The 12061-nt window shown below is 70.3% G+C and carries 9 protein-coding genes and 1 pseudogene; 4 read left to right on the top strand and 6 right to left on the bottom strand.

Annotated elements, in window-relative coordinates; all coding sequences use genetic code 11:
- Nucleotides 1–74: 74 nt before the first annotated feature.
- Entirely contained in the window at nucleotides 75–680 is a 606-nt protein-coding gene (locus ACN27F_RS28885; RefSeq protein ID WP_421438631.1) for a transposase, read from the bottom strand.
- Complete coding sequence (locus ACN27F_RS28880; RefSeq protein WP_421438630.1) at nucleotides 659–1126, bottom strand: winged helix-turn-helix domain-containing protein; 468 nt, start codon at nucleotides 1124–1126, stop codon at nucleotides 659–661. The genes ACN27F_RS28885 and ACN27F_RS28880 overlap by 22 nt, the downstream gene beginning before the upstream one ends.
- A 265-nt stretch (nucleotides 1127–1391) precedes the next feature.
- On the opposite strand from ACN27F_RS28880, the pseudogene ACN27F_RS28875 reads away from it, so the two are divergent.
- Nucleotides 1392–1646, top strand: a pseudogene (locus ACN27F_RS28875) (recombinase family protein); the annotation flags it as partial.
- 409 nt (nucleotides 1647–2055) lie between these two features.
- Here the strand turns inward: ACN27F_RS28875 and ACN27F_RS28870 are convergent.
- The 4 genes from ACN27F_RS28870 to ACN27F_RS28855 all read right to left on the bottom strand — a co-directional run bounded on the left by ACN27F_RS28870 (nucleotide 2056) and on the right by ACN27F_RS28855 (nucleotide 5930).
- Nucleotides 2056–3438 (bottom strand): helix-turn-helix domain-containing protein, encoded by a 1383-nt coding sequence (locus ACN27F_RS28870; RefSeq protein WP_421438629.1) that lies wholly within the window; start codon nucleotides 3436–3438, stop codon nucleotides 2056–2058.
- A 375-nt stretch (nucleotides 3439–3813) separates the two neighbouring features.
- The gene (locus tag ACN27F_RS28865) at nucleotides 3814–4644 is read right to left on the bottom strand and encodes a DUF2637 domain-containing protein (RefSeq protein ID WP_421440512.1); all 831 of its coding nucleotides are present in this window, start codon (nucleotides 4642–4644) and stop codon (nucleotides 3814–3816) included.
- Between the two features lie 29 nt (nucleotides 4645–4673).
- Nucleotides 4674–4895, bottom strand: coding sequence for a hypothetical protein (locus ACN27F_RS28860; RefSeq protein ID WP_421438628.1), 222 nt, complete (start codon nucleotides 4893–4895; stop codon nucleotides 4674–4676).
- A gap of 279 nt (nucleotides 4896–5174) precedes the next feature.
- A complete protein-coding gene (locus tag ACN27F_RS28855) occupies nucleotides 5175–5930 on the bottom strand; it encodes a helix-turn-helix domain-containing protein (protein ID WP_421438627.1) in 756 nt (251 codons plus the stop codon).
- A gap of 350 nt (nucleotides 5931–6280) precedes the next feature.
- Here ACN27F_RS28855 and ACN27F_RS28850 point away from each other — a divergent pair, with 350 nt between their 5' ends.
- The 3 genes from ACN27F_RS28850 (at nucleotide 6281) to ACN27F_RS28840 (ending at nucleotide 12055) form a co-directional block, all read left to right on the top strand.
- Nucleotides 6281–8143, top strand: coding sequence for a heavy metal translocating P-type ATPase (locus ACN27F_RS28850; protein WP_421438626.1), 1863 nt, complete (start codon nucleotides 6281–6283; stop codon nucleotides 8141–8143).
- A gap of 118 nt (nucleotides 8144–8261) precedes the next feature.
- Nucleotides 8262–10484 carry a putative bifunctional diguanylate cyclase/phosphodiesterase gene (locus ACN27F_RS28845; protein WP_421438625.1) on the top strand — a complete coding sequence of 741 codons (2223 nt, stop codon included), beginning with the start codon at nucleotides 8262–8264 and terminating at the stop codon, nucleotides 10482–10484.
- The gene (locus tag ACN27F_RS28840) at nucleotides 10481–12055 is read left to right on the top strand and encodes a hypothetical protein (protein WP_421438624.1); all 1575 of its coding nucleotides are present in this window, start codon (nucleotides 10481–10483) and stop codon (nucleotides 12053–12055) included. Before ACN27F_RS28845 ends, ACN27F_RS28840 begins: the two co-directional genes overlap by 4 nt.
- The last annotated feature ends 6 nt before the right edge of the window (nucleotides 12056–12061 follow it).

Raw genomic sequence — 12061 nt, 5'->3', positions numbered from 1 at the left:
AATCGACGCTACGCCTGCGATGATCCCGAACGCCTCCACTGGACCCATGAGGGCAGGATACAGATCTTGAATGGTCAGGTTGTGTCGGGTTCGAGTGTCAGTCCGGTGTGAGCGAGGAAGCCGTCGAGTAGGTCGGTGCGGTACTGGATGCTCTTGAGTCGGTTCTTGATGATCGCCTGGAGGTGGTCGACGCCGGTCACGGCGAGGTTGCCGATGCTGCGTTTGAGGTGCGACCACACGGCCTCGGTCGGGTTCAGGTCCGGGGCGTAGGCCGGTAGCCGGATGACGGTCAGCCAGTCCCGGGCGTCGATCATCTGCCGCATGGCGGCGGAGACGTGGGTGTTCAGGTTGTCCCAGACGCACACGATCGGTCCGCCGAGCTGCTGGTGAGCGGCATCCAGCAGGGCGATGTAGTCGCGTTCGCTGAAGCTGCGCCGCTCGTTCTTGCGGCCGCGATGCACGATCGTGCGGTAGATGAACCGCGACCGCTGTCCGGGCCGGTAACAGGTCAACCCAGCGATCGAGACGCGCCCGGATCCCTTGCCGGTGACCGGGATGACCGGGGTGATGCCGCGTCGTCCCCAGGTCCGCGCCTTCGGTGGGCGCAGCGTCTGGCCGGCCTCGTCTTCGAAGACCAGCCACGCCTGCCGCTGCGCCGCTACCGTTTTCCCGCCGGCCACGCCTCCCGCCGCCAGGTGACAATCGCGGCCTCGTCCCGCTCGACCGCACGATGCGCGGGGACCTGCACCGACCAGCCCAGCCGGTACATGATGTTCGCCGTACCACGCGGCGTGTACCGGGTACGGAACATCCGCGCGATCAGATCCGACACCCGCGCCAGGGTCCACCGCTGATCAGCGCCGAAGCCGTGCGCCGCCGGCCCCTGCTCCAAGGCATCGGCCAGCCGCCGCAGCCGCCCCTCATCCAGGCGACACCGAGACCCGCCAGGCCCCTTCGAGGCCAGGGCCTGTTCACCACCGGCCTGCCACCGCTTGCGCCACCCGTACACCGCGGTCTGCGACACCCGCAGCCGGCGCGCGACCTCCGGCACCGACACATCCTCGGCGAACCACCCCGCCGCCTGCCGTCGCACCGCCTCACGCTTCGCCCGCCCCCGCGCGGACAACCCACCTCCATCGGGATACCTCATCCCGTCGATCTACCCCAGCCCAAGCCCATCACACAGACCACATCGGACGAACCTGACCATTCAAGATCTGTAGTCGTCAGCGCTCCCGCTCAAGCGCTGGCTCAAGCCCCAGCCGTGAGCCTCCGGCAGAGCAGGCAAGTCCTCCTCAACGGCCTCGACGTCACGACGGCCGTGGCCCGTAACGGCTCCACGTGCTGCCGGCGTAGGCGGCTTGCCGCGCGGTGGTGGTTTGGTGGAGCCCACCGTCGTGTCGCTGGATCGGCTCGGCCGCTCCCTGGAAGACCTCATCACCATCGTCGGCCGGCTCAAGCGCGCCGGGGTCGGCTTTCAGTCCCTACACGAGAAGCTGGACACCACCACGGCCGGGGGCATGTTCGTCTTCCACGTCTTCGCCGCCCTGGCCGAGTTCATCCGCACGATCATCGTGGCCAACACCAAGGAGGGCCTGGCCGCCGCCCGCGCCCGAGGACAACGCTTCGGCCGCCCACCCGCGATGAGGTGTGCCGGTTTCGGTCGTTTGGCCTGATGGTGCGTACCGCGGCTGAAAGTACCCGGCGACATAACGTACGCCATAGGTGTTGTCATCCGTTGTGCCTTGGTGCTCCGACACCTGACGTGCGGAGCGGGCATCGCATCGGCTCCGCTCAGGCGTGCGAGTGCCATAGTCGTCCGAACCAAACAGCGACATCCAGTGCGCTGATTCGCCGCTGTTCGCGCACGGACGCCTCGTCGCCGGGCTCGTAATCAGGGGGTCCACGTCGACCACTGCCAGTGCGCTGTATCCATCTGCGTGCCCTGAGCCAGCTCCTTCTAGCTACGTGGCAGGAGACTGGCAACGGTACCAAGCAGGCGCCGTCTGGTCTCGGCCGGGTCTCGACCCGGCGCTTTACACGCTGGCGTGGCGATTATTTCCGGTCATCCTCGCTATCTAGCGTTTCGAGATCGAGGGTGCTCGCCGTGTGGACCAGATTGATCTCGCCGGACAGAAGTCCGCGGATGCCGTCGCCGGTTGCCCGCCATGTTGCCGTGACACTGGTGCCGGCCTTTTCGCGAGCCCATAGCGGGACCGGAGCCAAGGCCAGGTGTTCGCCGGGACGGAGGTCGAAGTCGCGGTAGTCGATGGTGACCGAACCGCTGTCCGCGACGATGAAGGCCGGGCGAAGTCCCGAATCGGACGATCGCGCAGACAGGGAATCAACGGGAATCCACCGCCTATACTCGGAAGCCCTGATCAAGTTTTCCACAGGGTCGAGTGGAGTGCCGAGGGGTGGGGGAACCTCCGGTAACGTCGGCCGGCCCCCTTCGACGAGGTGTCGAATGCCATCGGGCACGGCATTGACATTCCCGGGGATGTGTATGCGAAGGCGGATCGCTTTGACGCCAATGTCAGCAGGGTTGCTGACGTGAACGCGTAGCTGAGCCGGCTCGTGCCGGTAGAAGTACCACTGACCTCGATTGACCAGGCTGGCCTGTGCCACTGTCAGGTATTTCTCGATCTGCTCGTAGTACTGTTCCTCGGTTCGGGTGTCCGGCGTCGCCCGGAGCCCCGACAAGCCAACCCGCGATAGTAGCTCAGTCTTGGCGATCTTCGCTTCCAGAGATCCCGGAAGCACACCTGCGGGCAGCTCGAAGCGAGAAGCCCGGAGAACGGTGCGCCGACGCGTAGTCCAACGCGCAACGGCGGCGCCGATGTCCGGCATGGCCTCAAGAGCGCTGGGCTCGGCTGTGACCACCAGCCGAAGCGTCTCCGACCGCGCGAGCACACGTGACTGCAACATGTCGATATCGGAAGGTGTCGCCTGGTCAGTCCTGCCCGTATGCCGAACGAAAATCGTACCAGGCTGGTACCGATCCACTTGTTTGCGAAGGCAGTGAATCGGATCTCCTGGCTTGGGTGGGTCGATGATGACCACGAGGACTTCCCTGTCGTTGACGCGTACGTATTCGGGTGTCCACCGCACAGCGTCCCCGACGGCGGCGCGGACCTGACCGACCAGAATCTCCGGATCCAACGGTTGTACACCGGCGACCGCGCCCGGTGCTACACCGACGAGTAGGTAGCCGTACCCGTCGGCGTGCCGTGCAGCGGCCGACGGCTGCCGGTTGGCGAAGCCGACAACAGCCTTGGCGATGTGGGCTAGGCCCTTCGCCGTGCGAAGGTCGAGCGTCGACTTCCACTCAATCCACCGGTGCTCCTCATGGCCATCCGCATCCCGGACAGCGGTAACCAGAGCCCAGAGTTCGCTGGGGCGCAAGAGTGCCCTGGTCGAATCGATGTTCAAAGACACGCGGCCACGGTAACTGCCCAGGCGCGGCGGGCCAACCTAAAAGGACCTGAACGGCTCCCGGAAGCCGGCACGACCATCCCCCAGCCTGGCCCCGCGTCGTCCGGCGGTAGGTCCCCAGCAACACGCCGTCTGCGATCACCAGCCTGCCGCACACGCCCTGGCCGCGTAACCCCCGAAGGACTTACGACCTGGACCACAAGGTGCGCGCCGTGGCCAGATGAGACAACAGGACGGACGAATCCCCATCACGTAGGGGTCGCTGCTTGCTTTTCGGGAACCGTTACCGACAGTCATCTTGCAATCGCAAGGGCATCGAGACAAGTGGGGGCGTCCCGGTCGGGGCGCCCCACATTTTAGATGTCTCACGGTTGAGGGCTAGGCCACCACCTCTGACAGTGGGTCCAGTTCTTCCGGACAGGGCGGGGCAAACCCCGCGCCGATTGTGGCTACGTCTTGCTCTGCCCTGAGGATCTTGAGAAGGAGCGAGGCGCGCTCGTTGGACACGCCATGCCCGTCATCACGCAGTGCGCCGGCCAACCTGTCCCGCGACGGTGGACGTCCCGTGGACGCCAGTGCCTCGCGGACGGCGGCCCTCGCGGCCGGGAGCAGGTGCGCCACTGGCTGGACGTCGACCGGCACAGGTGCGGTAGCCGGTCCGCTCGACCGCCCCGAGGCGAGCCCGATACTCCGGCCGGTCCCGCTGGTCGCGGACGGGCCGAGGTGACCGGTCCGCCCGTCCGCCGCCGGCTCGGACGGCGGTCCACTGTCTGGTCCGGTCTGGGGGACCGCCTCAGGGAGGAGCGGACGATCTGCGGACGTCCGCTGATCGTCCGGGTCGGTCCGGTGATCGTCCTCGCCGTGGTCGATCATGCTGAACAGCAGCTTGACCGAGACGAGCATCGACAGCGCCGGCCAGCCCGCCAGGATCTTGCCGATCACGCTGTCACCGCCGACCGCGATGTTCGCGGCCAGGCTCGCGGCGGTGCCGACCACCAACGCGATCCACGGCAACCACCCCGTCCGCCGCCCCGCCCGACGCTGCACCACCATGTACAACGCGGCGACGATCTCCAGGCCATCGACGCTGATCGGGAACGCGAACGCCTTCCACCCGTGCTGGTCGTGCTCGGTCGCCAGCTCGTGCATGTGCGCGAACGAGATCGTCCCCGCGACGACGGCCAGCCCCGCAACGCACACCACAGTCACGGCCGTCAAGACCCGATCCGTACGGCTCCTCACCACGACCACCCACTCTCGGCCTCGGCCTCGGTCGTGAGCAGCCGCAGCGCGGACAACAGCCGCGACGCGTCCCGCACCGCCATCGCGATATCGCTGTCACCGTGCTGGACGTGGAGATAGGTATCGCACGGCCACGGGGCAACCGTCTGCGTCAGATACGCCTCCCCGATCTGCGGTGCGAGGGCTATCGCGGTGGTCAGATCGAGACGGATCGACACAGACCGGTGCTCGCCGCCGACACCGGATCGGTACCCGTCGACCTGGCTCGCCGGGTCGGCGGTACACCGGGAACGGTCACACCAGGCGGGATGACCTGACTCGGCGGCGGTACGGCGGCCCGACGACGTAGGTTGACCTTCTGAAGGCTGCGACCAACTCATCGGGCCACCTCCCCAACGGAGGCGCGCACCGCAGCCGGCACGACAAACCCACCGGCAGCGACAGCGGCCGGGTCCACGGTCGCCGGCATTGACCGGCCACCGAGCGCGGCTACCCGGTCAAACTGGGCTGTAAGCGACGAAAAAAGTATGCCACATTTCGGGATGGGTCTTGCCCACGCCGGCGGTCCCGCTGACCGCGACGATCCGCACGACACCGGCCAGGGCCGGCCCGCGGTGGCGTGCGGCGGCAGCCGGATCGCCGTCGGCCGCAGCGCCGGCCAGGTCAGCCAGCCGGGCCAGTTCCGGGCGCCGGCCGGTGAAGTAGTTGACCGCTGGCGGCAGCTGTCGGGGTACGACCGGCCCGGTGTCCTGGGCCGGCGGGTGCCCCGCCGGCGTGGGCGGCCCGGCCGCGCCGGCGGTGCTCCCCGCGCTCCCCACGCTGGTCGCACCCGCCACGCCGCCCGCCGCATCGGTCACGCCCGTCATGCCGGTCACGCCCGTCACGCCGGTCGGGCCCGCCGCACCGGTTGACGGGCCGGCGCGGCGCCGTTCGTCGACCCGGTCCCGCGCGCTGGCCAGCGCGCCCCGTTCGATCGGGCTGGCGCCGAGCAGACCGACCAGGACGTCGAACCGATCGGTCGGCGGCAAGGTCTTGCCGGCGAAGTACTCCGCGACCGCCGTGTGCGACCAGCCGGCCTCCGCCGCCAGCACCCGGTAGGACAGCACCCGGTGCCCGAGACTACGGGCGTGTCTGCGGCGCAACGCGCGCAGCAGCCTGGCAAGCTCGTCGAGCGTGCTCGCCGCCGCGACGTCGAGCAGGAACCGGCTGGTCGTCCGGTCGCTCGCGCCGTTAGCCACCGCGCCGTGTGTCATCGCGATCCTCACCGGCCAGACGTCCCCGTGCGGCGAGCTCCATCCCGGCGCCCGCTTCCACGGCCGATGCTAGTCGACGTACGCCGATGTTCGGAGTTGTACGGAACCGCCCCCGTCCACCGGTCCGGGTCGCCATCCTGATCTTCAGGAGTTGGTGCCGTCGGGCAGGACGCTCGACGCAGTGGGTCCGGATCGCGCTCGTCGCCCGGGCGTCCGGGCCGGATTCAGCACAGGAGGGTTGACAGATGTACTGGTGCACGCGTCTCGCCGGGTGATTCAGGGATAGGTGCCACGCCCGCGTCGGTCGTTGAGCACGTCGACGGCGACTCGCACGGACGTGGACGGTGACGATGGGCGACCCACGGCGGCAGACCTGGTGGACGCGTTGGCGCGACTGGATACCGCTGGTCGGGCTGACCGCAGTGGTGTTCGCCGGCGGGGTGCCGTGGCTGGCCGGGGCCCGTACCGCGGCGAACCTGCTGTGGGCCGTCGCGACGGTGGCGGCGCTGGCGCCGGCCCTGCGCACGACGGTCCGAGGGCTGCGGGGCGGCCGCGTCGGCGTCGACGTGATCGCCGTACTCGCGCTGGTCACCGCGCTGATCGCCGCCGAATACCTGGCCGGGGCGATCGTCGCGGTGATGCTGGCCACCGGCCAGACCTTGGAGAGGTACGCGCAGCGACGGGCCACCCGGGACCTGCATGCCCTGGTCGCACACGCGCCCCGGACCGCCCGGCGACGTGGTGCCGACGACTCGATCGAACTCGTCGACGCCGACGACGTCGCCGCCGGGGACCGGCTCGTCGTCGGCCCGGGTGAGGTGGTGCCGGTCGACGGGACCGTCGAGGACGCCGCCACCCTCGACGAGTCGGTGGTGACCGGCGAGTCGCAACCGGCGCAACGGGCGGCCGGTGAACGGATCGCCAGCGGCGTGGTCAACGCCGGCACCGGTTTCGGGCTGCGGGCCACCGCGCCGGCACGGCAGAGCACGTACGCCGGGATCGTCCAGCTGGCCGCCGAGGCCAGCGCCGGCAAGGCCCCGACGGTGCGTCTCGCCGACCGGTACGCCGCCGCTTTCGTACCGTTCACGCTGGTGCTGGCCGGCATCGGCTGGATCGTCTCGGGTGAGTTCGTCCGCGCGGTCGCCGTGCTGGTGGTAGCCACCCCGTGCCCGCTGCTGCTGGCTACCCCGATCGCCATCGTCGCCGGGCTGTCCCGGGCGGCCCGCCGGGGCGTGCTGATCCGCGACGGCGGATCGCTGGAACAACTCGGTCGGGCCCGTACCCTGCTGGTCGACAAGACCGGCACGCTGACCACCGGGCGCTCGCAGGCCGCCGAGGTCATCGCCGCCGACGGCCGCGACCAGGCCGAGGTGCTGCGGCTCGCCGCCTCGGTGGAGCAACTGTCCCCGCACGTGCTGGCCGAAGCGATCGTACGGGCGGCGCACGGGCGTGGCCTGCGGCTCGGTAGTCCGGCAGACGTACGCGAGGAACCTGGCCGGGGCGTGCGTGGCCAGGTCGACGGCCACGTCGTACGGGTCGGCCAGCTGGACGGGTCGGTGCCGGACTGGGCTGCCCGACAGCGCGAGCAGGCCGAGTCGGCCGGGCTGTCGGCGGTGTGGGTGAGCGTCGACGACACCCTGGCCGGGGCGATCATGCTGCGTGACCCGGTGCGGCCGGACGCCGCCGGCACGGTACGGCGGCTGCGGCAGGCCGGCTTCAGCAGACTGATCATGGTGACCGGCGACCGGCGGGAGATCGCCGAGGATGTCGCCGCGCAGGTCGGGGTCGACGATGTCGTGGCCCGCTGCTCACCGCAGGAGAAGACCGCACGGGTACGCGAGGAGTCGGCCCGGGCGGTGACGGTGATGGTCGGCGACGGGGTGAACGACGCCCCGGCGCTGGCCGCGGCGCACGTGGGGGTGGCGCTCGGAGCGGGTGGAACGACCGCGTCGGCAGGGGTGGCGGACGCGGTACTGACCGTGGACCGGCTGGACCGCCTCGCCGACGCGGTCGAGATCGCCCATCGGTCGCGGCGGATCGCGGTGCAGAGCGCGTCGGTCGGGATGGGGCTGGCGGTGGTGGCGATGGGCCTGGCCGCGTTCGGGCTGCTGGCACCCGTGGCCGGCGCGGTCGTTCAGGAGGCCATCGACGTCGCGGTCATCCTCAACGCCCTGCGTGCGCTGGGTGCCGGGCGGCGACCGCGTCGTCCATGAGGGACGTGGTCCGGCCGGAGTGTCTTCGGCGTCGGTCGAAGTGTCGGCCATACTCTGGCCGTATGGTCCCTCGACGCGAAGCCGGTACGCGGGCACGATCGTCCGCGGAGGACGGTGGATGACGAATTTGTCGGGCGCGATGGACACCCGGCGGGGACGGTGGCTGGCCGCCCTGCGCACCTGGGCGAAGGTCGGCGGCGATCAGCCGCTCCTTCCGGTGGTACGCCGGGCCTTCCTGGTGTTTCTGATGGTGAGCCTCGGGATGGTGGTCATCCAGTGGGCGCTCGCGCCGGTCGTACCCCGGGGCCGGTCCTGGCCGGTGCTGGTCGCGGTCGCCGTTCTGGTGATCCGGACGGTGCGGCTGTACCGGACGCAGCGGACGTCGGTCGCCACCGACGCGCTCGCCGCACTCGCGGTCGGCGTGGTGATCTGGGCGATCGGCGCGCTGCCCGCCGGTGGAGTGCTGTTCGTGGGGACGTCCTTCCGCTCGTTCTACGGCCGGTTGCCCACCACGGTGCTGTCGGTGCTGATGACCCTCACCACGATGAGCGCCGGGGTGCTCGCCGCCGGCGGGTCGTTGGGCGACGTCCGGTTGGGGCAGTACGGGCCGGGCCTGCTGTCCACGGCGCTCGCGCTGCGCCTGGTGCTGATCTCGGTGCAGCGGTACGAGGCGGGCACCGCTGCCCGGTTCGAAGCGGTGGTCCGCTCGTCTCGGGATGTGATCGTCATCGCCGATGCGGACACCACGGCCAGCTACGTGTCCCCGGCGATCGCCAACGTCTTCGGACTGCGTGACGGGCTGCCCGACAACCGGCTGCTGTCCTGGGTCGCGGAGGAGGACCGGCCCGCCGTCGCGGTCTGGGTGACCAGTCTGCTCACCGACGCCGGTGGTGCGGCCACGGTGCAGTGCCGGGTGCCGATCCCGGGTGGCGGCCGGCACGCCACGGTGGAGATCAGCGCCCAGAACCTGATGGCCGACCCGCACGTCAACGGGCTGTTGTTCGCGGTGCGTGACGTGACGGATCGGGTCCGGCTCACCGAACGGCTGCGTCACCAGGCATACCACGACCCGCTCACCGACCTGCCGAACCGGGCGCTGCTGCGGGAACGGTTGACGGCCGCGCTCGGCACCACCGACGTCGCGCTCATCCTGCTGGACCTCGACGCGTTCAAGGCGGTCAACGACACCCTCGGGCACATCGCCGGCGACGCGCTGCTGATTCACGTGGCCGGCCTGCTGCGGCAGCGGCTGGCACCGGGCGACCTGCTGGCGAGCCTCGGTGCGGACGAGTTCGCGGTGCTGCTGGTCGGCGACCGGGCCCGGACCCGGGACGCCGAGCGCACCGCCGATGAGCTCCTCGCCCCGTTCGAGGAGCCGATCGAGGTCGCCGGAAACCTCCGCTTCGTCTCGGCCCGGGTGGGTCTGGCGGTCAGCACCGCCGGTGCCGGCGCGGACACCGACCGGCTGCTACGCGAGGCCGACATCGCGCTGCAGTTCGCCAAGGGCGGTGGGAAGGCCCGCCGGGTGCGCTACCGCGACGAGCTGCACCGGCACGCGGTGGAACGGATGCGGCTGCAGGTCGACGCCCAGGACGCGCTGTCGCGTCGCGAGTTCATGCTGACCTACCAACCGATCCATCTGCTGGTCACCGGCGAGGTACGGGGCGTCGAGGCGCTGGTGCGGTGGCGGCATCCGAGCCGGGGCATGATCCGGCCGGACCAGTTCATCCCGATGGCGGAAGGCAGCGGACTGATCGTCCCGCTCGGACGGTGGATCCTGACCACCGCCTGCACCAGGGGCGCAGCCTGGCAGCGGCTCACCGGCCAGCCGTTGCAGATCAACGTGAACGTCAGCGTCCGTCAGTTCGTCCTCGGGGACGTGGTCGCGGACGTACTGGCCGCGCTGGACCGCTCCGGCCTGCCCCCGGCGACGCTGACGCTGGAGATCACCGAAAGCGTGCTGGCCGCCGAGCACGAGGCGATCGAGTCGCAGCTGTCCACGCTGCGCCAGCTCGGTGTGCGGATCGCGCTGGACGACTTCGGCACCGGGTTCAGTTCGCTGGGACACCTGCACCGCTACCCGATAGACGAGCTCAAAATCGACAAGATGTTCGTGGCCCGCATCGGCGGCGACGACCCGGCCTGCCTGCCGGTGGTGCAGGCGATCATGGCGATGAGCCACGGACTGCAGCTGAGCACGGTCGCCGAAGGCATCGAAAACGACGGCCAGCGGGCCGAGTTGACCGCCATGGGCTGCGAGTTCGGCCAGGGTTTCGGATTGTCCAGGCCGCTGGACGAGCCGGCGCTGCGGGCGCTGCTGCAAAAGTTGGAGCCTTGTTGATCGCCAAAGCTAAACCGTACGTGCCCTTCGCCGTCGGTTTCCTCGCCATGTTCGCCGTGGCCGGCTCGTCCCACACGCGCACCCCGCTCAACTTCGACGAGGGGGCGACTCTGTCGGTCGCCACCCGCTCGGTCAGCCAGATCCTGCGCCTGGCAGGGCACGTGGACGCCGTCATCACGCCCTACTACCTGATGCTGCACGGGATCATCGCCGTGCTCGGCTCGGCCGACTGGGTGCTCCGGCTGCCGTCGCTGCTGGCGATGTCGCTCGGTGTCGGGGTGGTGGCCGAGATCGGACGCCGGGTCAACGGATTCGCCACCGGCGTCGTGGCCGGCGTCGTGTGCGTGGCCGTACCGAGCCTGACCCTGCACGCCAACACGGCCCGCCCCTACGCGCTGGCCTTCCTGTTCGCGACGCTGTCGTCGCTGCTGCTGCTCGCCGCGGTCCGGACACCCACCTGGTGGCGGTGGGCGGGCTACGCGGCCTGCCTGGTGCTGACCGGAGGCTTCCATCTGGTCGCGCTCGCGGTGCTGGCGGCCCACGCGGTGATCTGGCTGGTCGCCTGGCGGACCGACCGCACTCCCGGGCTGTGGCGCGGCGTCGTGCTCGGCGCGGGCGCGCTCGCCGTCCTGGCCCCGCTGATCCTGGCCGGCACCGGTCAACGGGAACGCCAACTCCACTGGGTCCCGGAGCCGACGGTGAGCAGCGCCGCGGCCATCCCGGGCGACATCGCCTTCAGCCAGCCGGCCGGCTATCTGCTGTTGGGGCTGGCGCTGGCCGCCGTCCTCGCCCTGCCCTGGCGCCAGTACCTGGAGATGGTGACGCTGGCGGCGGTGCCGGCCGTCGCCGCGTTGGCGGTGTCGTTCGTCGCGCCGGTCTGGGTGCCCCGCTACGGTCACTTCCTGATCGCGCCGCTGGCGGTGCTGGCCGCGGCGACCGCGACCTCACTGGGTGCCGCCGCTTCGCTGGGTGCCGCCGCCTCGCCGGGTGCCACCGCCTCGCCGGGTGCCACCGCCTCGCCCGGTGCCGTCTCGGTCCGGTCGGCGACGTCGCGCCGGGTGGCGATGAGCGGCGCGGTCGCGGCGATCCTCGTGCTCGTCGCACTGCCCGCGCACGAGTCGGTGCGTTCCGAGCGCAGGTCGCCGGACACCCGGGCGATGGCCTGGCTCATCCACCACCACGCGGCGCCGGGTGACGTCCTCGTCTACGCCAACGACTTCGAGTGGTCGATGCGGCCGACCCTCACCCATTATCTGGACACCCTGGACTGGCCGGCCGACGGCCGGCCACGACCGCCGGACGTGCTGCTGGACGTGCCCGCCGCGCGGAACTACACGTTGAAGTCGCTGGAGTTCGACGCCGACGCCGGCAAACTGGACGACGTGCCCCGGATCTGGCTGGTCGGTCTGGCCACCGGTTCGTACGGCACGCCGGCCGACCCGCTCGCCATCCCCAGCGACAAGATGGCCTACCTCCGCGAACGCTTCGAGGTGGCGCGGACCTGGACGCCGCAGTCCGCCCGGCTCGCCCTGCTCGTACCGCGTCGAGAAGGGGCGGACGGCGCCTCTTGAGGCCCG

The sequence above is a fragment of the Solwaraspora sp. WMMB335 genome (assembly GCF_049179075.1).
Lineage (GTDB): Bacteria > Actinomycetota > Actinomycetes > Mycobacteriales > Micromonosporaceae > Micromonospora_E.
The sequence above is the reverse complement of the archived record's forward strand: the minus strand, read 5'-3'. Positions and strand labels throughout refer to the sequence as shown.

Bases quoted from the DNA above. Each gene is read 5' to 3' on its own strand.
- ACN27F_RS28855 (WP_421438627.1), bottom strand. From the start codon at position 5,930: ATGACACACGGCGCGGTGGCTAACGGCGCGAGCGACCGGACGACCAGC.
- ACN27F_RS28850 (WP_421438626.1), top strand. From the start codon at position 6,281: ATGGGCGACCCACGGCGGCAGACCTGGTGGACGCGTTGGCGCGACTGG.
- ACN27F_RS28845 (WP_421438625.1), top strand. From the start codon at position 8,262: ATGACGAATTTGTCGGGCGCGATGGACACCCGGCGGGGACGGTGGCTG.